Source organism: Xanthomonas sp. NCPPB 1128 (assembly GCF_001043115.1).
Taxonomy (GTDB): Bacteria; Pseudomonadota; Gammaproteobacteria; order Xanthomonadales; family Xanthomonadaceae; genus Xanthomonas_A.
The window spans coordinates 69635-89645 of the sequence record NZ_LFME01000004.1; the positions used below are offsets into that span (position 1 = coordinate 69635).

Annotated in this window: 14 protein-coding genes and 1 pseudogene; 13 read left to right on the forward strand and 2 right to left on the reverse strand. The window is 69.4% G+C overall.

The genetic code is table 11. The features are described from left to right. The first annotated feature begins 26 nt into the window (after nt 1-26). From ACP93_RS04640 to ACP93_RS22220, 3 genes and pseudogenes are all read left to right on the forward strand, one after another. Nucleotides 27-2645, forward strand: coding sequence for a glycoside hydrolase family 3 protein (locus tag ACP93_RS04640; protein ID WP_343123106.1), 2619 nt, complete (start codon nt 27-29; stop codon nt 2643-2645). 22 nt (nt 2646-2667) lie between these two features. Then, nucleotides 2668-4128, forward strand: a pseudogene (locus ACP93_RS22215) (MFS transporter); the annotation flags it as partial. Then, the gene (locus tag ACP93_RS22220) at nt 4102-5118 is read left to right on the forward strand and encodes a glycoside hydrolase family 43 protein (protein ID WP_343123107.1); all 1017 of its coding nucleotides are present in this window, start codon (nt 4102-4104) and stop codon (nt 5116-5118) included. The pseudogene ACP93_RS22215 and the gene ACP93_RS22220, both read left to right, overlap by 27 nt. A 257-nt stretch (nt 5119-5375) precedes the next feature. On the opposite strand, the gene ACP93_RS04650 is transcribed toward ACP93_RS22220, so the two are convergent. Together ACP93_RS04650 and ACP93_RS04655 are read right to left on the reverse strand one after the other, a co-directional pair. Next, complete coding sequence (locus ACP93_RS04650; RefSeq protein ID WP_048489606.1) at nt 5376-6476, reverse strand: dipeptide epimerase; 1101 nt, start codon at nt 6474-6476, stop codon at nt 5376-5378. Continuing rightward, nucleotides 6473-7867: a C40 family peptidase gene (locus ACP93_RS04655; protein WP_048489607.1), complete on the reverse strand. Its 1395-nt coding sequence runs from the start codon at nt 7865-7867 to the stop codon at nt 6473-6475. The genes ACP93_RS04650 and ACP93_RS04655 overlap by 4 nt, the downstream gene beginning before the upstream one ends. 343 nt (nt 7868-8210) lie before the next feature. On the opposite strand from ACP93_RS04655, the gene ACP93_RS04665 reads away from it, so the two are divergent. The 10 genes from ACP93_RS04665 (at nt 8211) to ACP93_RS04710 (ending at nt 19968) form a co-directional block, all read left to right on the forward strand. After that, nucleotides 8211-11003 (forward strand): TonB-dependent receptor plug domain-containing protein, encoded by a 2793-nt coding sequence (locus ACP93_RS04665; protein ID WP_048489701.1) that lies wholly within the window; start codon nt 8211-8213, stop codon nt 11001-11003. 85 nt (nt 11004-11088) lie between these two features. Beyond that, entirely contained in the window at nt 11089-11889 is an 801-nt protein-coding gene (locus ACP93_RS04670) for an N-acetylmuramoyl-L-alanine amidase (protein WP_048489608.1), read from the forward strand. 113 nt (nt 11890-12002) lie between these two features. Next, nucleotides 12003-12926 (forward strand): hypothetical protein, encoded by a 924-nt coding sequence (locus ACP93_RS04675; protein WP_048489609.1) that lies wholly within the window; start codon nt 12003-12005, stop codon nt 12924-12926. Between the two features lie 378 nt (nt 12927-13304). Beyond that, nucleotides 13305-14087, forward strand: a complete 783-nt coding sequence (locus ACP93_RS04680) for a hypothetical protein (RefSeq protein ID WP_048489610.1) — start codon at nt 13305-13307, stop codon at nt 14085-14087. Between the two features lie 156 nt (nt 14088-14243). Further along, entirely contained in the window at nt 14244-16151 is a 1908-nt protein-coding gene (locus tag ACP93_RS04685) for a peptidoglycan-binding protein (RefSeq protein WP_048489611.1), read from the forward strand. A gap of 222 nt (nt 16152-16373) precedes the next feature. Then, nucleotides 16374-16928, forward strand: coding sequence for a lysozyme inhibitor LprI family protein (locus ACP93_RS22225; protein ID WP_228135950.1), 555 nt, complete (start codon nt 16374-16376; stop codon nt 16926-16928). 67 nt (nt 16929-16995) lie between these two features. Further along, complete coding sequence (locus ACP93_RS04695) at nt 16996-18360, forward strand: peptidoglycan-binding protein (protein ID WP_048489612.1); 1365 nt, start codon at nt 16996-16998, stop codon at nt 18358-18360. Nucleotides 18361-18477: 117 nt separating this feature from the next. After that, a complete protein-coding gene (locus ACP93_RS04700) occupies nt 18478-19221 on the forward strand; it encodes a M15 family metallopeptidase (RefSeq protein ID WP_048489703.1) in 744 nt (247 codons plus the stop codon). Between the two features lie 29 nt (nt 19222-19250). Then, nucleotides 19251-19448: a CPXCG motif-containing cysteine-rich protein gene (locus ACP93_RS04705; RefSeq protein ID WP_048489613.1), complete on the forward strand. Its 198-nt coding sequence runs from the start codon at nt 19251-19253 to the stop codon at nt 19446-19448. 130 nt (nt 19449-19578) lie between these two features. Continuing rightward, nucleotides 19579-19968 (forward strand): membrane protein, encoded by a 390-nt coding sequence (locus tag ACP93_RS04710; protein ID WP_048489614.1) that lies wholly within the window; start codon nt 19579-19581, stop codon nt 19966-19968. Nucleotides 19969-20011 lie beyond the last annotated feature (43 nt).

Sequence of the window (20011 nt, forward strand, 5' to 3'; positions counted from 1 at the left end):
CCTTGGCCCTGTGCGCCGCCACCACGCTGGCCGGCGTCGGCCACGCCGCGGACACTCAGCCGTGGCAAGACCCCTCCGCCAGCTTCGAGACCCGGGCGGCGGCGCTGGTCGCGCAGATGACCCTGGAGGAGAAAGCGGCGCAGATGCAGAACGCCGCGCCGGCGATCGAGCGCCTGGGCGTGCCGGCCTACGACTGGTGGAACGAAGCGCTGCACGGCGTGGCGCGGGCCGGCCAGGCCACGGTGTTTCCGCAGGCCATCGGGCTGGCCGCCACCTTCGACGTGCCGTTGATGGGGCAGGTGGCCACCACCATCAGCGACGAGGCGCGCGCCAAGCACCACCAGTTCCTGCGCGAGGGCGCGCACGGCCGCTACCAGGGGCTGACCTTCTGGTCGCCGAACATCAACATCTTCCGCGACCCGCGCTGGGGCCGCGGCCAGGAAACCTACGGCGAGGATCCCTACCTCACCGCGCGCATGGGCGTGGCCTTCGTGCAGGGGCTGCAGGGCGACGATCCGGTGTACCGCAAGCTCGATGCCACCGCCAAGCATTTCGCCGTGCACAGCGGCCCGGAAGCCGACCGCCACCATTTCGATGCGCGCCCCAGCCAGCGCGACCTCTACGACACCTACCTGCCGGCCTTCGAGGCGCTGGTGAAGGAAGGCCAGGTGGATGCAGTGATGGGCGCCTACAACCGCGTGTACGGCGAGTCCGCCAGCGCCAGCCGGTTCCTGCTGCGCGACGTGCTGCGCCGCGATTGGGGCTTCACCGGCTACGTGGTCTCGGACTGCTGGGCCATCGTCGATATCTGGAAGCATCACCATCTAGTGCCCAGCCGCGAGGCCGCCGCGGCGCTGGCGGTCAAGAACGGTACCGAACTGGAGTGCGGCCAGGAGTACGCCACGCTGCCGGCGGCGGTGCGCGAGGGGCTGATCGGCGAAGCGGAGATCGACGACGCGGTGACGCGCCTGTTCACCGCGCGGATGCGACTGGGCATGTTCGATCCACCCGAGCGTGTGCGCTGGGCGCGGATTCCCGCCTCGGTGAACCAGGCGCCCGCGCACGATGCGCTGGCCCTGCAGGCCGCGCAGGAATCGCTGGTGCTGCTGAAGAACGATGGCGTGCTGCCGCTGTCGCGCAAGCTCAAGCGCATCGCCGTGGTCGGCCCGACCGCCGACGACACCATGGCCCTGCTCGGCAACTACTTCGGCACCCCGGCGGCGCCGGTCACCATCCTGCAGGGCATCCGCGACGCGGCGAAGGGCATCGAGGTGCGCTATGCGCGCGGTGTCGATCTGGTCGAGGGGCGTGAGGATCCCGGCGCCACGCCGCTGATCGAGGCGGCGTATCTGCGGCCCTCGGCCGACTCGCCGGAACGCGGCCTGCGCGGCGAATACTTCCGCACGCCCGATCTGTCGGGGACGCCGGCGCTAGTTCGCACCGACGCGCAGATCGGCTTCCGCTGGGACCGCGGTTCGCCGACCGACAACCTGCTGGCCCGCGGCGAAGCGGGGCCGGGGCAGGGCATTCCCAACGATCATTTCAGCATCCGCTGGAGCGGTCAGCTGCTGCCGCCGGTCTCGGGCCGCTACCGGATCGAGGCCGCCGCCGACGACGGCTTCCGTCTCTACGTGGACGGCAAGCTGGTGCTGGATCACTGGACCGACAGCGACCGCATGCGCGCCGACGGCGTCGAGCTGGACTTGCAGGCGGGCCGCGCCTATGCGGTGAAGCTGGAGTACTACGACGCCGAGCGCGACGCTGGCGTGCGCCTTGGCTGGCGCATGCCCGGGGCGAAGCCGCCGTTCGAGGAGGCGCTGGATGCCGCGCGCAGCGCGGACGTGGTGGTGTTCGTCGGCGGACTGACCGGCGACGTCGAGGGCGAAGAGATGAAGGTGGACTATCCGGGCTTCGCCGGTGGCGACCGCACCGACCTGCGCCTGCCTGCGCCGCAGCGCGCCCTGCTGGAAGCGCTGCACGCCACCGGCAAACCGGTGGTGATGGTGCTGACCGGCGGCTCGGCGCTGGCGGTGGAGTGGGCGCAGGCGAATCTGTCTGCGATCCTGATGAGCTGGTATCCGGGGCAGCGTGGCGGCACCGCGGTGGGCCAGGCGTTGTTCGGCGAGGTGAATCCCGCGGGGCGCCTGCCGGTAACGTTCTACCGGGCGGACCAGGCGCTGCCCGCGTTCGACGACTACGCGATGGAAGGCCGCACCTACCGCTACTTCCGCGGCACCCCGCTGTATCCGTTCGGCCACGGCCTGTCGTACACCCGCTTCGACTACGGCAAGCTGCGCCTGGATGCGCCGCGCATCGCCGACGATGGACGCCTCAAGGTGCAGGTGGAGGTGGCCAACACCGGCAAACGCGCCGGCGACGAAGTCGCGCAGCTGTACGTGCGGCGGGTGGCCGCCGCGCCCGGCGATGCGCAGCAGGCGCTGCGCGGCTTCCAGCGCGTTCGCCTCGCCCCCGGCGAGCGGCGGACCCTGACGTTCGCGCTGGACGCGCAGCAGGCGCTGCGTCAGTACGACGATGCGCGCGGCACCTACGTCGTGCCGGCGGGCAGCTACGAGGTACGGATCGGCGGCTCCAGCGCCGATGCCCGCGTGCGTGCCCGCTTCAGCGTGGAGGCGCGCCGTGACTGAGCCCCGCAGTGCGGAGACCGCCGTGCACGTGCTGTCGGTGCGGGAGAAGCTGGGCTACAGCCTGGGCGACCTGGCGGCGAACCTGATCTTCCAGACGCTGATCACCTACCTGGCCTTCTTCTACACCGATGTGTACCGATTGCCGGCCGCCACGGCGGCGACGATCATCTTCGTGATCGGCCTGCTCGGCGCGTTCGTGTTCACCCCGCTGATCGGCATTGCCGCCGATCGCACGGCAAGCCGCTGGGGCAAGTTCCGGCCCTGGATCCTGTGGACGGCGATTCCGTTCGGCGTGCTGTCGCTGCTCGCCTTCAGTACCCCGGATCTGGGTGCGCGCGGCAAGGTGCTGTACGCGCTGACCACCTATGGCCTGCTGATGCTGGTGTACGCGGCCAACAACCTGCCGTACTCGGCGCTCAGCGGCGTGCTGACCGGCAACATGGCCCAGCGCAACAGCCTGTCGGCCTACCGCTTCGTGGCGGTGATGATCGCGCAGTTCATCATCCAGGTGCTGCTGTTGCCGCTGGTGCTGATCCTGGGCGACGGCGACAACGTGCGCGGCTTCGAGCGCCTGATGACGGTGTTCGCGGTGGTGGGTACGCTGTTCTTCCTGATCACCTTCGCCACCACCCGCGAGCGCATCGTGCCGGCCAAGGAACAGAGCGCCGGGGTGCTGCAGGACCTGTCCGACCTGCTGCACAACCGGCCATGGAAGGTGATGCTGGCGCTGACGGTGCTGGTCTTCGTCAACCTGGCGCTGAAGGGCGGCACCTACATCTACTACTTCCAGTACTACCTGAGCGAGGCGGCGCTGGCCGGCTTTCTCGACGCCTCCGGCTTCAACGGCTTCATCGGCGGCGTGAACGCGCTGCTCAGCGGATGGGGCCTGTCCGGCTTCACCTGGCCGCAGGACCCGGCCACCTCGGCGTTCAGCCTGTTCAATGCCTGCGGCATCCTGTGCATGATCCTGGGCATCGGCTTCTCCCGGCGGCTGGCCGACCGCTTCGGCAAGCGCGATGCCTTCGGCAGCGCGTTGCTGGTTTCCACGCTGTTCCTGCTGGTGTTCTACGTCTTCCCGCCCACCGCGATCGGCGTGGCCTTCGGCGCCTTCATGCTGCACGGGTTCTGCTACGGCATCACCATCCCCTTGCTGTGGGCGATGATCGCCGACGTCGCCGACTATTCCGAGTGGAAGAACCACCGCCGCGCCACCGCGATCATCTTCTCGGCGATGCTGTGCGGGCTGAAGATCGGGCTCAGCATCGGCGGCGCGCTGGTCGCCGGCATCCTCGCGCACCACGGCTACCAGGCGGGTGCGCAACAGCAGCCGCAGGCCGTGGTGGACGGCATCCGCCTCACAGTGAGCGTCTATAGCGCCATCCCGTTTCTGGTCGCGGTGGCGCTGCTGTGCTTCTACCGGATCGACAAGCGCATGGAATTGCACATCGAACACGACTTGCAGGCGCGTCGCCAGGGAAGCGACCTCGATCACCTCGCGGCACGCGCCATCTCACAGCCGCTGGTCACCCACATCTATACCGCCGATCCGTCGGCCCACGTGTTCGAAGGGCGCCTGTACATCTATCCGTCGCACGACATCGACAGCGGCGCACCGTTCGACGACGAGGGCGGTCACTTCGGCATGGAGGACTACCACGTGCTGCGCATGGACTCGCCCGACGGCGCGGCCACCGACTGCGGCGTCGCCCTGCATGTGCGCGACGTGCCGTGGGCCAGCCGGCAGATGTGGGCGCCGGACGCGGCCACGCGTGACGGCCGCTATTACCTGTACTTCCCGGCCAAGGACGCGCAGGATCTGTTCCGCATCGGCGTGGCGGTGGCCGACCGCCCGGAAGGCCCGTTCGTCGCCGAGCCCGAGCCGATCGCCGGCACCTACTCGATCGACCCGGCGGTGTTCGAGGACGACGACGGTGCGCATTACCTGTGCTTCGGCGGTATCTGGGGCGGGCAGTTGCAGAAGTATCGCGACGACTGCTTTGAGGCGGCGCACGCCGAGCCCGAGGGCGATGCGCCGGCACTGGGGCCGCGGATCGCCCGGCTGGACTCGGGCATGACGCAGCTGGCGGAGCGCACGCGGGAAATCGTGATCCTCGATGAGCACGGGCAACCGCTGCGCGCCGATGATCACGCGCGCCGTTTCTTCGAGGGGCCGTGGCTGCACAAGGACCAGGGTCGCTACTACCTGTCGTACTCCACCGGCGACACGCACCTGCTGTGCTACGCCATCGGCGACAACCCGTATGGGCCGTTCACCTATCGCGGCGTGCTGCTGAAGCCAGTGGTGGGCTGGACCACGCACCATTCCATCTGCGCGTTCCAGGGGTGCTGGTACCTGTTCTACCACGACGCCCTGTTGTCCGGCGGCGTCACGCATCTGCGCTCGGTCAAATGCACGCCGCTGCAGGTCGAGGCGGATGGGAGCATCCGCACCATCGATCCGTATGGCGGCTGATAGGCCGATGCCCAGGGACGCTGCACAGGCACGGGCTGTGCCAAGGCAGTCGCCCTGTCCCTTGTAGGAGCGGCTTCAGCCGCGACAGGCCTTCCCGGTAACGCCTGTCGCGGCTGAAGCCGCTCCTAAGAGTGCATTGTCGGTCGTGGTGGGAGGTCTGCTCCAGTCGCGGAAGGAAACGGGAAAATCCGATCTCGTCTCCGTCACCGCAACACAGGCGCCGATCACCCCGCGCCGCGCACGACGTGGCACCAACGCTACGACCGCGGCAACAACTCCAAGCCCCGGATCTCGCGAATCCCCAGTCCCGGCGCCTCGCCGATGTGGATCTGCGCCTCGTCGAACTGTACCCCGCCCACCACCGGGTCGAATGCGCCCAGCGACGGCCCATCCAGATCCACCTTGGTGATGACGTCGGCGCGCGCCACCGCCAGGTGCGCCGCCGCGGCCACGCCGATGCTCGATTCCAGCATGCAGCCGATCATGCACGGCACGCCGTGCACCGCGGCGATGTCGGCGATGCGCAGCGCGTTGGACAGGCCGCCGGCCTTGATCAGCTTGATGTTGACGATGTCCGCCGCGCGCCGCTGCAGCAGCGCGATCGCCTGCGCCGGCGAGAACACGCTTTCGTCGGCCATCACCGGGGTCTGCACCCGCTCGGTCACGTACTGCAGGCCGTCCACGTCGCCGGCCTTGACCGGCTGTTCCAGCAGTTCCAGCGTCACTCCGGCGCGCTCCAGCGCGTGCATCGCCTGCACCGCCTGTTTTGGCGTCCAGCCCTGGTTGGCGTCCAGCCGCAGTTGCGCGCGATCGCCGACCGCGGCATGGATCGCCTTGACCCGTTCGATGTCCTCGACGAGATCGGTGCCGATCTTGATCTTCAGCGCCACGAACCCGCGCGCCAGCGCCGACAACGCATCGGCCACCATCGTGTCCACGGCATTCACGCTGATGGTGAGGTCGGTGGTCAGCTGCGTAGTACCACCACCGAGCAGGCGATACAGCGGTGCGCCGTGCTGCTGCGCCCACAGGTCGTGCACCGCGACCTCCATCGCCGCCTTGGCGCTGCTGTTGTGCTCCAGTGCGCCCTGGATCAGGCCGCGCAGGCGCTGCAGGTCGGCGATGTCCTCGCCGATCAGGCGCGGCGCCAGGCAGCATTCGATCGCCGCGATGATCGCACCGTGGGTGTCGCCGGTGATCGGCGGGGTGGCCGGTGCGCTGCCATGGCCGATCCGGCCATCGTCGGTGTGGACCATGACCACCACGTCCTCGATCGCCTGCACGGTGCGCAGCGCGGTCTTGAACGGGGTCTTCAGCGGCACGCGCAGCATGCCCAGGCGGATCTCGGTGATCTTCATTCGGTGGTCGGCGCGCGCAGGCGCTGGATGCGGATGATGCGGTCGATGAAGGGCGTGCCGTCGCCGAGCAGCAGCGGTTCCAGCGGGGTCACCGACACACCGTTCAGGCGCACGCGCTGCACCTGTCCGGCGGTGTCGCGGTAGCTGGCGCCGGCTACGTCGTGGATTACCCAGGTCTGGCCGTCTTCGTGGCCGATCACCAGCATCACGTGGCCGGGGATGTAGACCAGGTCGCCCACCCGCAGCCGTGCCAGCGCCTGTCGGCGCTGCGGCAGCGGGTCGGTCGCGACGTAGGGCACCGAAGCCAGGCTGGGACTGCGTGCCTGGTCGCCGGTGTTGCGCGGCAGATCGGTACCCAGGCTGCGGTGGAGGTCGACGACGAAGCCGCTGCAGTCGCGCGCGTCATAGCTGTTGCCCCAGCCGTAGCGCTCGCCGAGGAACTTGAACGCCTGTTGCAGCAGCATCTGCGGCGTGGCCGGCAGCGGCGCCTCGGCGACGTCGGCGCTGCGTGGTACCAGCGCCGGCACCAGTTGCAGGCGTCCGTCGTGGTCGCGCAGCGGCAGCTGCACCACGTAGGCGGCCAGCGGCGACTGGCCGTTGACCATGTGCTGCGGCGGCCAGTCGCGCAGCAGCGGCAGCGCGCTGCCCATATCCAGCGCCACCTGCGAGGCCGCCGGCAGCTCCGGGGTGAACACGGTGGTCGCGCGCACACCGGTGACCAGCAGTCGCGGCATGCGCTGCGCGTAGGCCAGCACACTGGCGCGGTCGCCCTCGGCGACGCGGTCGCGGGCGATCCAGGCTGCGTAGTTGTGCGCCAGCACGAACAGCCATTGCCCATCGGCGCTGGCGTGCAGGATCGCCACCGCGCTGCCCGGATACAGCGCCGATTCCTGGAAGCGGTCGATATCACGATCGGAGCGGTCGCTGAACACGCGCTCGGCGGTGGGGAAGCGCCGCAGGTCGGCGCGTTGCACGACCAGCGCGTAGCGCGGCTGCACCTGCGCCGGCAACGTGTCCAGCGCCAGCGCGCGCTGCAGCGCCTGCAGGCGTGCGGCGTCGAGTGCGGCGCCCTGGGCATCGTAGAGCGTGCGTGTCGGCGGCGCCGACAGCGTCAGGATCTGCGCACGGACCTGCGCGGCGGGCAGTTGCGCCGGCAGCGCGGCGAGGTCGTGCATCGATGGATCCTCGCGCAGCAGGTGGGCATTGAACGCGGCGCGCTGCGTCACCTGCAACAACGGTGGCGACGCCGCCGGCAGCCGTGCGATCCAATGGGCGGCCTGCAGCTGTGCCGGCTGCGCCTGCAGCGGCATGGCGTCGGTGGCGCGTGCCGTGGCGATGGCGCCGCTCGCCGTTACGGCGAGCAACAGGCACAGGCCGCGCATCGTGATCATGGCATCCCGCTGTCTGGAAAGAAGGCCGGCGCACGTTGCGCACCGACGCCAGGATCTTCGATTCCCGTTTTTTTCCTGTCAAGGCGCTGCGTTGACAGGTTTTGCGAGCGCGTGTTACATCCGAATGCACAGGGGGTGCGTGGCGATGGCGCCGGGGAACGTGCAAGCAGCGCACGGCAGCGCCGCGTCCGCTCGGCAACATGCAGGAACCCGCAACACGATGGCCGCGTGCCGCGCACGGGTCATCGCCGTGTGCGTGGACGCCAGGGACAGGCGCGCGGCCGTGGCCGCGCCCGCAGCGTTCGCGCCATCCACCCGCGCCATGCAGGAGAGCCGCGTGCCCATGCCCATCGTTCGTCGTCCATTTCCCTTGAGGCCCGTGCGCTTGGCACTGGCGTCGCTGACGACGCTGGTCGCGGCGTTGCCCGCAGCGGCGTCGGCGCAGGAACAGGCGGCGACGCCGCGTGATCTCGATGCGGTGCTGGTCACCGGCTCGCGCATCGCCCGCTCACAGGTGGAAGGCCCGGCGCCGGTCACCGTGATCACCGCCGAGGACATCCGCAAGCAGGGCTTCGCCACGGTCTGGGAATCGCTGGGCACGCTGACCCAGTTCAGCGGCAGCACCTTCAACGAGAGCGACCAGACCGGCAGTTCGCCTAACGGCCAGTACCTCAACCTGCGCGGGCTGGGGCCGGGTTACCAGTTGATCCTGCTCAACGGCAAGCGCATGGCCGACTACCCGCAGCCCTATGGCGCCAACGGCACGGCGGTCAGCCTGGGCAGCATTCCGGCGGCGGCGGTGGAGCGCATCGAGGTGATGAGCGGCGGCGCCTCGGCCATCTACGGCTCCGACGCGGTCGCCGGCGTGGTCAACATCATCACCAAGCGCGATTTCCAGGGCGACAGCCTGCGCGTGCGCGCCGGCACCACCACCCGTGGCGGCGGCGATACCGGGCAACTGCAGTGGACCGGCGGGCGCCGCGGCGACGGCTGGAGCTTCACCTACGCCTTCGAGCGGCTGGACCGCGAACCCATCGTCGCCCGGCAGCGCGACTTCATGGATTCCTACGACGACCATCCGGCCAACAAGGCCGACCCCAGCTCGCCCAACGTGTCGATCTCCGGCGTGTACCTGCGCCGCGGCAACACCTATCTGTGGCCGCAGGCGGGCGCGCTGTCGACCTCGCCGCAGGCACTGGCAGCGGCCTGCGCCGCGACCAATCCGGCGTTCCGTCCCTACCGCACCAGCGACAGCCTGCCCGCGGCCAACCGCTGCGGCGCGTTCGACTACTACGCCGGGCGCTCGGTGCAGAACGGCTACGGCAAGACCTCGGCCTACCTGGCCGGCGATGCCGAGCTCGGCCACGACGTGGTCGCCTACGCGCAACTGCTGGCCAACCGTTCCCAGGACAAGAGTTCCAGCCAGACCCACTACTACATCGGCGAGGGCGCGTTCACCGCCTACGATCCGGACCTGGGGCTGGTCACCGCGCAGCGCATCTTCCTGCCCGACGAGGTCGGCGGCATCAAGACCATCGACTACGACGAACGCAGCTGGAACCTCAACGCCGGCGTGCGCGGCAAGGCCTTCGGTGGCCGCTTCGACTGGGATGCCAGCGTGTCGCTGTCGCGCTACGACATCACCACCCGGCGCCCGCGCTTCCTCACCAACGCGGTGCGCGATTACTACTTCGGGCCTGTGCTGGGCCATCGGCCGGATGGCACCGAGATCCGCCGCGTGCGCCCGGACCGGCTGTTCGCGCCCGGCAGCCCCGCGCTTTACCAGCAGCTCACCACCGAGGTGGTCAGCCGCGGCGAATCGGCCACCGACCAGGCCCAGTTCGTGGTCAGCGGCGACCTGTTCGCGGTGCCGGCCGGCATGGTGCAGATCGCCACCGTGCTGGAAGCGGCGCGGCAGACCTACGACCTGCAGCCCGACCCGCGCACCACCGTCGACTACACCGGCAGCGAGCGCATCTACAACCTCACCCAGACCCCCGGCGGCGGCCCGCGCAAGCGCTACGCCGCCGGCCTGGAACTGCGCGTGCCGATCGCCAGCCGGCTCAGCGCCACCCTGGCCGCGCGCTACGACGCCTACGACGACATCACCGCGGTCGATGGCGCGGCGACCTGGCAGGCCGGACTGGAGTGGCGTCCGTTCGACACCCTGCTGCTGCGCGGCAGCCACGCCACCAGCTTCCGCGCGCCGGACCTGCTGTGGATCTACGCCGGCACCAGCGCCAACAACCCCACCGTGGTCGACGAATACCTGTGCCGCCGCGACGGCCTGGATCCGCTGTCGGCGGCCTGCGCGAGCGCGCACGAGTACCAGACCTTCTCCACCCAGGCGTCCAATCCGCTGCTGCGCGAGGAGACCGGCAAGTCGACCACGCTGGGCGCGGTGTGGGACGTGCTGCCGACGCTGTCGCTGAGCCTGGATTACTACCGCATTGAACTGAAGGGCCGGGTCGAGGCCATTTCCAGCGAAACCCTGCTGGAGAACAACGCCAACTGCCTGCTCGGCCGCGATCGCGCCGGCGCTGCCGTGGACACCGCCTCGGCGGCCTGCCGTTTCTACCTGGATGCGGTCACGCGCAGTCCCGGCACCGACCTGACCAGCGAAGGCCAGATCACCGCGTTCAAGACCTTCCCCATCAACCAGTCGCTGATGCGCACCGACGGCATCGATGCCAGCCTGCGCTACGACCTCGACCTCGGCGCCTGGGGCACGCTCGGCCTGCAGGGCGGCCTGACCCGGGTGCTGCGGATGGAGGTGGCGCAGTTCGCCGGCGCGCGCCCGGTGGACGTGATGAACGACGTCGACTACCTGGCGTTCCGCACGCGCAGCAACTGGCGCGCGAACTGGAGCCGCGGCGACTGGTCGGCCAGCGTGTACGGCTACCGCTACGGCTCGCGGCCCGACTACGCCGAGCGCGGCCGGGTGGCGCCCTACCTGGTGTGGAACGTCGATCTCTCCAAGCAGATCACCGACAAGGCCACGCTTGGCCTGAGCGTGCTCAACGTGTTCGACGCGCTGCATCCGCGCGACGACACCTACACCACCTGGCCGTACTTCCCGCGGGTGTACAGCGCGATCGGCCGGCAGTGGTCCGTCAACTTCAACTACCGCTTCTGAGCGCGCGCATGGCCGTCGATGCGCGCCTGCACGCCGCCGCCGCGCCGATTGCGTACGCTTGTGCGTCCCCGACCAGGAAGTGTCCATGACCCGCGTGCCCGTGCAGTCCCTGTCCGCCGTGCGCCGGCTGCTGCTGCTGGGCACACTCGCGCTGCTCGGGGCCTGCGCGCACGCGCCGCAGCGCAATCCGCTGGCCACCTGGGTGCCGTCGCCGAACTACGACACGCGCCGGCCGATCCTGATCGTCATCCACTACACCGACCAGCACTCGGTGCAGCAGAGCCTGGACACGCTGCGCTCGCACAACAGCAAGGGCAAGGTCAGTGCGCACTACCTGATCGGCCGCGACGGCACGCGCTATCAACTGGTCGCCGACCAGGACCGCGCCTGGCATGGCGGCGCCGGGCGCTGGGGCAGCATTACCGACATCAACTCCGCCTCGATCGGCATCGAGCTCGACAACGACGGCAAGACCCCGTTCGCGCCGGAACAGATCGCCAGCCTGCTGGTCCTGCTCGAGGATCTGTGCACGCGGCTGCGCATCCCGCGCACCCAGGTGGTCGGGCACGAGGACTTCGCGCCCTCGCGCAAGGTCGATCCGGGCCCGCTGTTCCCGTGGAAGCGACTGGCCGAGGCCGGCTTCGGCCGCTGGCCGGCCACCGACACGCCGCCGGCGCCGCCCGGCTTCGATCCGTGGCAGGCACTGGCGCTGATCGGCTATCCGGTCGACGACCGCGCCGCGACCCTGCGCGCCTTCCACCACCACTACCGCGGCAACGACGCCACCGCCTTCGACGCCGAAGACCTGCGCATCCTGTACGCGCTGACCCAGCCGCTGCTGGCGCGGCCGCAGCCGGTCCCGGCGATGGAGCCGGACGCGCCCTGAGCCGGGGCGCTGCGGCGTCGGCGCCGGTCCCGACGGCGTGCACGCCTGTCACTTGGCGTCGCCGCGGTTCTTGGTAGCATCGCGCGCCAACGGACTCCAAAGGACGCAGTGCGATGAGGCGAGGAACCACGGCCCTGTGGGCGGCAACCTTCCTGCTGTTGGGCGGGTGCAAGGACAAGGCAGCCGATGCGCCGGCCGCGGCGCAGACCCCGGCAACGGCCAGCGCGCCCGCAGCGCCCGCCGACACCAGCGCCGCGGCACAGCCGGCCGCCGCCGAGGTGCCGGCGCCGGGCCAGGTGCTGGCCGACATCTACGGCGCCAAGGGCGACGGCTCGGCGTCCTACGCCATCGACAACGGCGCGGTGGCCAGCTTCTGGTACGGCGACCGCTTCGATCTTGGCGGCAAGCAGTACTACACCGGTTTCGCCAATGCCACCGGCGGCAAGTACGACAAGCCTGCAGACAAGGCCGAGGAGCAGGACCTGCCAGACCCGGCGGCCACCGTCAGCATCAGCCAGGCCACCTACGTGCTCGACAGCGCCGGCGGCAAGCCGACCTGGACCCTGTTCCACGCGCAGCGCTGGGCCGGCGACTTCGGTGCCGACGGCAAGGCCGACACCCTGGACGAACAGCGCAAGCCGCAGAGCATCGAGACCAAGGACGGCCACCTGCTGCTGGCGCTGCCGACCACCCGCTTCGCCGACGGCATCACCAGTGCCGGCTTCGCGGTGTTCACCTTCGACCCCAACAAGAACGACCTGGGCGACTACAAGGGCTGGGTGTATCTGGGCACGGTCGCCGCCGGCGAGGACAACAGCGCCGCCTGCGACGACCAGGGCACCATGAAGTGCGCCACCAGCACCGGCACGCTGAGCTTCGTGGCGCCGACCAGCGGCAGCGTGCCGTCGTTGCGGGTGGCCCTGCAGGGCACTGCGGTGGAGGGGCCGGGCAAGGTCCGCACGCTGGGCCCGGCCGACGCCGTCACCTACACCTACGATCCTGCCAAACAGCAGTACACCCCGCCGCTGGACCGCTGAACGGGCGGCGCGGGGACCTGGCGCGGCGTGCGCAGGAGCGGTGGTTTCGGGCCTGGAACCTGGTTTAAGATGCGCCCCACGGGGCCTGATGATCAGGCGAGTCATTCGCGAGCGGCATGGGATGCTGCACTCGCCCGAAATGCCGGTGTGGATTGCCGGCGTGCGGTTCGCCATGCGCGACCGCCATCACCGCCCCTGCTCGGGGCCGCAGTGCACGTCACCGTCGTTCCGTCCGAAATGCGCCTGCCGGCAGCATCGTCCGTGCCGGGGCTTTGCGTCCGTGCCGTGCGTCTGCGCATGGCGCACGCGGCGGCAGGGCGTGGCGGGCGGTGCGGATGGGTTCCTCGGCTTCTTCACCGAATACAGGATGTTCTGGACATGTCGAACGACAACAAGCGCGCCGCTCCCGAAGTGCCACCCGATGCGGGCAGCGTGCTGTATCTGATCTACGGCTGGGACGGCGATGGCGCCGTGTCCTACGAGATCGACAACGGGGCCGTGGTGAACTTCTGGGGCGGCCAGCATTTCGAACTGGACGGCCAGCGGTACTACACCGGTTTCAGCTACGCCACGCCGGGCCGGTACGGCATCGACGATGCGGAAACCTTCCCCAATCCGGGCGAGGGCGTCTCGCTCGGCGCCGCCACCTTCCAGCTGACCACCCCGGGCGGCGAGCGGCCCTGGATGGTGCTGCATGCGCAGCGCTACGTCGGCAGCTTCGGCGCCTATGCGCGTGCCGATGCGTTCGACACCACGCGCGCGCCGCAGCAGCATGCGCTGAGCGACGGCCGGTTGCTGCTGGCCGTGCCCACCACCCGCTTCGGCAACGGCATCACCGAGGCCGGCTTCGCGCTGTTCGTGTTCGACCCGAACCGGCACGATCTCGGCGATTACCGCAGCTGGGTCTATTGCGGCACGGTGGCGGCCGGCGAGGACAACGAGGCGGTCAGCGACCCCGATGGCGTGGTGCCGCACGTGTCCAGCACCGGCACCCTGGAATTCCAGGCGGTGCCCGGCCAGCCCATGCCGGCGCTGCGGGTGGCGCTGCACGGCACCGCGATCGCCGGTCCCGGACGCGCGCGCCTGCTCGATGGCAGCGACGTCCTGCAGTACGCCTACGACCCGGACAGCGGCCAGTACCAGCCGGCGCCCGACGCATGACCCCAGCGGCGCGCGGCGGCGCGCCGGTGGACGCAGCACCCGATGTTCCGCAGTACGCAATCGTTCTGTTGACCGCGCACTAACAAGCTCATGGACGAGCTCGGTTGACCCAGGCGGCCGCGATGGCCGTACCTCAACCTCAAGGAGTTACACGAGATGGCACGCGATTACACCAAGGCAGAGAATCTCGACATCATCGAGCGGGAAGCCAGGCAGCGGCAGATTCCGGTCGACGATTTCATGCGCTTCGCCTACATCGAAACCGGCGGCCGCTTCGACGAACAGGCCAGCCGCGGTCCCAACAGCGCCAAGGGCCTGTTCCAGTTCACCCCCGGCGCCGCCAGCGCCTACGGCATCCGCGGCCGCGAACTCGACGCGGTGGCCAACACCGATGCCGCCGCGCGCATGTACCAGGACAACCGCAACAGCTTGACCCGCCAGCACGAGCGCGACGGCCGCGCCTACCTGTCCGGCAACGCGCAGCCCGACGGCCTGGACATGTACATGGCGCACCAGCAGGGCGCCGGCGGCTACCGCTCGATCCAGGCCGCGATCGCCACCGGCCACTTCGAGCTCAAGGGCACCCGCGCCAACATCCTCAACAACGTTCCCGGCGAAAAGGATGCGCAGGGCGCCCGCCAGTTCCAGGCCTACACCGGCACCTCGCTGGCCGACTTCAAGAAGCTGTCCGACCAGGACATGGCCAAGGCCTTCGTGAAGTACTGGGACGCCAAGTACGACCACATCGCGATTCCGGAAAAGGGCATCAAGCCGCTTGCCGAGGGCCAGGCCGCGCCGGCGCCCGCGCGCACGCCGGCGCACGCCGGCGGCAAGCAGGGCGGCCATGACGGCATCGCGCTCAGCGCCGCCTACGACCTGGGCGTCAAGCACGACGACGTGCAGTACGCGATCAACGTCAAGAGCAGCAAGTACTACCACCCCGGGGTGGACGGCAAGCACCTGTCGCAGGGCTACATCGACTGTTCCGGCTGGGTGACCGAGCTGCAGAACGCGACGATGAACGAGATCAACCGCAAGGCCGGCCGGGACGTGTTCACCCAGAAGGACATGCTGGTGCAGGGCATGACCGGCTCCGGCGAGATCGTCAAGAAGGCTTACGACAGCTCCGGCGTGCTGCTGGAGGGCAAGGACGTGTTCAAGCCCGGCGCGCTGAAGGAAGGCATGGTCATTGGCGTGGACTCGGGCAAGACCGCGCACGAGCACTGGAAGGGCATCGACCACATCATGATGGTCGTGCGCGATCCCAAGAGCGGCGAGCTGCTGGTCAGCCAGTCCACCGGCAGCAAGGGCGTCAACACCATGCCGCTGGACGACTACCTGGCCACGCATCAGAACGCCAAGCTGTTCGCCTCCGATCCGCTGGCCAAGGGCCGCGACCTGCTGCAGGACCGCCAGCAGACCCAGGCGCAGAGCCAGGGCACGCAGGAGCCGCGCACGGCGCTGAAGCCGGGCGAGCAGGGCGCCGACGTCAAGGCGATGCAGCAGCGGCTGATCGAACTGGGCATCAAGGACGACCAGGGCAAGCTGCTCAGCGGCACCGGCTACTACGGCGATCGCACCAAGGAAGTGGTCGCCAACCTGCAGCGCGAGAAGGGCCTGGCGCCGACCGGCATCGCCGACAAGGCCACCCTGGAGGCGATCGCCAAGCAGCCCGCGCCGGCCAAGGCGGAGGCTTCGGCGCTGACCGACAACCCGCTGTACAAGCAGGCCATGGACCATCTGCAGAAGCAGGGACCCAACGGTGGCTTCAAGAGCGCCGAAGAAATGCAGCGCGCCGCCGGCCAAGTGGCGTTCGAGGCCAAGGTGAGCGGGATGAACCGCATCGACGACCTGGTGCTCAGCGGCGACCGCCGCGGCCTGATCGCCGTGCAGCGCAATCCCGACAATCCGCACGACGTCAATCGCGCCTACGTGGACAAGCAGCAGGCCGCGGCGGTGCCGCTGGAGCGCAGCCAGCAGCAACTGGCCGCCGAAACCCAGCGGCAGGCGCAGGAACAGCAGCAGCCGGATCCGCAGCGCGAGAAGACCCAGGCGCCGCGCTGATCGGCCTGGCGGCAACGGCTGCCGTCGCGCGTTGCGCGGCGGTGGTCGTGCATGGAGATGTCGATCGCTGCGGAAGACCGCCGTGCATGCGCCGACGCGACATTGCCCAACGCCGGCCAAACGCCATTACCCTCCATCGCCTTGCGCGATGGACAGCGCGCGCAACGATCGATTAGAACCTCGCCTTTCCGCTCGCGCAAACGACAAGGACGCAATCCGACCATGGCCATCGCCAAGGCTTTCCAACGCTCTTCCCTGCTGCTGTTGTGCGTGGCCACCGCCGCCTGCAGTGCGCCGTCCTCCACGCCCAGCCAGGCGCAGGCGCCGGCCGCTCCGGCGGCGGACACTGCGACCGCAGCATCCCCTGCCGTCGCGCACGATGCCGGCACCCAGGCCGATGCGGGCACGGCCACGCCGGCCGCCGCGCCGGCGGCGGCGCCCACCCCTTCCACCGCTTCAGGAGATTCCCCCGTGCTGCGACCGTCCTACGACACCTGCATCACCGCCGCCGGCGGCGCGACCCCGGCGATGCTGGAGTGCATTTCCGACGAACACGCCTACCAGGACCAGCGTCTCAACACCGCCTACAAGGCGGCGATGGCCAAGCTCGGCGAAGCCGAACAGCACGCACTGCGCGAACGGCAGCGCAAGTGGATCGCCGAACGCGACGAAAAGTGCGTCGCCGATCCGGATGGCGGCCAGGCCGAGCGCGTGGATGCGGCCGAATGCCGGCTGGAAATGACCGCGCACCGCGCCGACGAACTCGAAGCGCACTGATTTCACCCCTGTATCGAACCCGACGCGCGGCGCCTTCCTCGCCGCGCGTCCAGACAAGGAGATCGCAATGAGCGACAAGGATTGGGAACTGGGCCAGACCTCCAAGCACTACGAGACCGGCGGCCGCGGCGCGTCGACCGTGTCCTCCGGCGTCGACGACCCGGGCGGCGTGTCCTACGGCTCGTACCAGATGACCTCGCAGACGACGACCCGTGAGGGCAAGGTCATCAACGGCGGCACCGTCGCCGCGTTCGTCAAGGACAGCAAGTACAGCGATGACTTCGCCGGCCTCAAGCCGGGCTCGGAGGCATTCAGCGCCAAGTGGAAGGAACTGGCCAAGACCGACGCCACCTTCGGCCAGGAACAGCACGACTACATCAAGCGCACCCACTTCGACAAACTGGTCGACCGGCTCAAGGACAAGGGCATGGACCTGTCCGACCGCGGCCCGGCGGTGCAGGATGCGATGTGGAGCACCGCGGTTCAGTACGGCCCCGGCAGCGACAAGAAGCCGGGCGGCTCGGGCGTGTTCCTGCGCGCGATGGAAGAGAAGTTCGGCAAGCAGGCGGATCTGTCCAAGATTTCCGACAAGGAGATCGTCAGCGCGGTGCAGGACTACAAGGCCGAGCACGTCAAGGAGCTGTTCCCGCGCGTGCACAAGCAGAAGACCCTGGACTCGCTGGAGAACCGCGCCGAGAACGAGAAGGCCGATCTGCTCAAGCTGGCCGACCTCGGCAAGACCGTGGCCAAGCCCGGCGAGCAGCGCGACCCGCACACTGCGCCGAAGCCGCAGGACAATCATCGTGAGCCGGCCGCGCACGGCGGCGTGCTGGCGCGCAATGCGCAGGGCGAGGCGGTGAAGGGATTGCAGGAGAAGCTGGCCACGCTCGGCTACCTGGAGGCCAAGGATGCGATCGGCACCTACGGCCCCAAGACCGAAGCGGCGGTGGAGAAGTTCCAGCGCGACCAGCACCTGAAGGGCGTGGACGGCAAGGCCGGTCCGGAGACGCTGGGCGCGATCGACCGCAGCGTGCAGCGGCAGCAGGGCGTGGAGCAGCTGCGGCGCGACAGCCCGCTGTTCGACCAGGCGGTAGCGCAGTTGGAAAAGCAGGGGCGCAACGGTGGCTACGGCGACCGCGAATCCATGCAGCGTGCGGCCGGGCAGTTGGCGTTCGAGGCCAAGGTCAGCGGCATGTCGCGGATCGATGATCTGGTCGCCAGCACCGATGGCCGCGGCATGATCGCGGTGCAGCGCAATCCGGAGAATGCGCACGATGTGCATCGCGCCTATGTCGACCGCCAGCAGGCGGCGACCGTGCCGCTGGAACAGAGCCAGCAGCAACTGGCGGCCGAGACCCGGCGCCAGGCCCAGGAGCGGCAGGTGCAGGACCAGCAGCGCACCCAGACCCAGGCACAGGCTCCCGGGCGCTGAGGCACGCCGCGCCCGGCGGTCATCGGCACGTGCCGGTGGCCGCCGGGCATCGCGCGGTTCCCAGATCGCGTATCGCGCGACGGGACAGCGGCGACGGCCATGGCCTATGCTGCGCACATGCCGCATGACCGCCGCTCCCGCCGCCATTGCTCCTCGCGCTCCTTGCGTGCGCTGAGCCTGGCATTCGCGCTCGTCGTCGCGCCTTTCGCGCTCGCCGCGGAACCGACCACCTCGCCGGCGACCACGCCGGCGCAAGCGGGACTGGTCGATGTGCACACGCTCGCGCCGGACATCGCGATGGACATCCGCTACGCCGGCCACGACAACTTCACCGGGCGTCCGGTGCCGGGCTACGAGGCGCCCAAGTGCTATCTGCTGGCGCCTGCCGCGCAGGCCTTGGCGCAGGTGCAACGCGACCTGCAGGCCAAGGGCTACCGCCTGCAGGTGTTCGACTGCTACCGGCCGCAGCGTTCGGTGCGCGCCTTCGTCGCCTGGGCGCGCGATCCGCAGGATCAGGTCGCCAAGGCGCGCTACTACCCGAAGCTGGAAAAAAGCGTGCTGCTCGGCGACTACATCGCCGAGCATTCCGGCCACAGCCGTGGCGCCACTGTCGACCTGGGCCTGCTGGACTGTCGCCAGGGCGCCTGCCGCGCGCTGGACATGGGCACCGGCTTCGATTTCTTCGATCCCAGCGCGCACACCGACACGCCGGCCATCGACGCCACCCAGCGCGCGCATCGTCAGCAACTGTTGAAGGCGATGGCGGCGCGCGGCTTCGTCAACTACCCGATGGAATGGTGGCACTACACCTTCCAGCCCGAGCCCAGCCCCGGCGTCGCCTTCGACGTGCCGGTGCGCTAGCGCCTCCGCGCCTTCGCCACGGACCACTCATGACCGGCACGCACCAGTTCGTCGACCTGCAATGCCCTTACTGCGGCGAATGGATCGATGTCGCGCTGGATCCGTCGGTGGACGTGCAGCAGTACGTCGAGGACTGCCAGGTGTGCTGCAAGCCGATGCTGATGACGGTGCGCTGGGACGAGGACGGCGCGCCGGTGGTGAGCGCGATCGCCGAAAACGACGGTTGATCCGCTGGGCGGCACCCGGGGGCGCTTTGCCGGCGCCTGTGGCCGGCAGTGCTGCACGCGCTCGCCGATCGCCTGCACGGCGACCCGCAACACCCTCTAGACTTGCGGCCTTGCCGACCGAGGACACCCGATGAACCTGCCGCTGCACTTCGGCCTGCTGGGCTCGCTGGAAGCCGGGCTGATCGCCTTGGCGGTCGGTTTCCTGGTGTATGCGCTGTGGCAGTGGCTGGGCCGGAGGCTGGGCTGGTCCGAGGGCCAGCAACTGGGCGGCGCCTGCCTGATCGCGGTGGCGGTATCGGCCGGCATCGACTGCTGGAACCTGTTCTACACCAGCATCGTGCGCCTGGAGTCGCCGCTGTACGCGCGCATCGCCCTGTCCAGCATCCACGATCCGGACGAACTGGGCTCGCGCGTGGTGCTGGAAGTGGCCGGCGCACTCTCCGGCGTGGCCTTGGCGTGGATCGTATTCAGGGCGCGTTCAACCGAAAACGCCGGCGACGGCGGTCACGAAACACGCTGAAACAGACGTTTTCTTTCTGCAATCCAAACGTCTCGAATGAGCG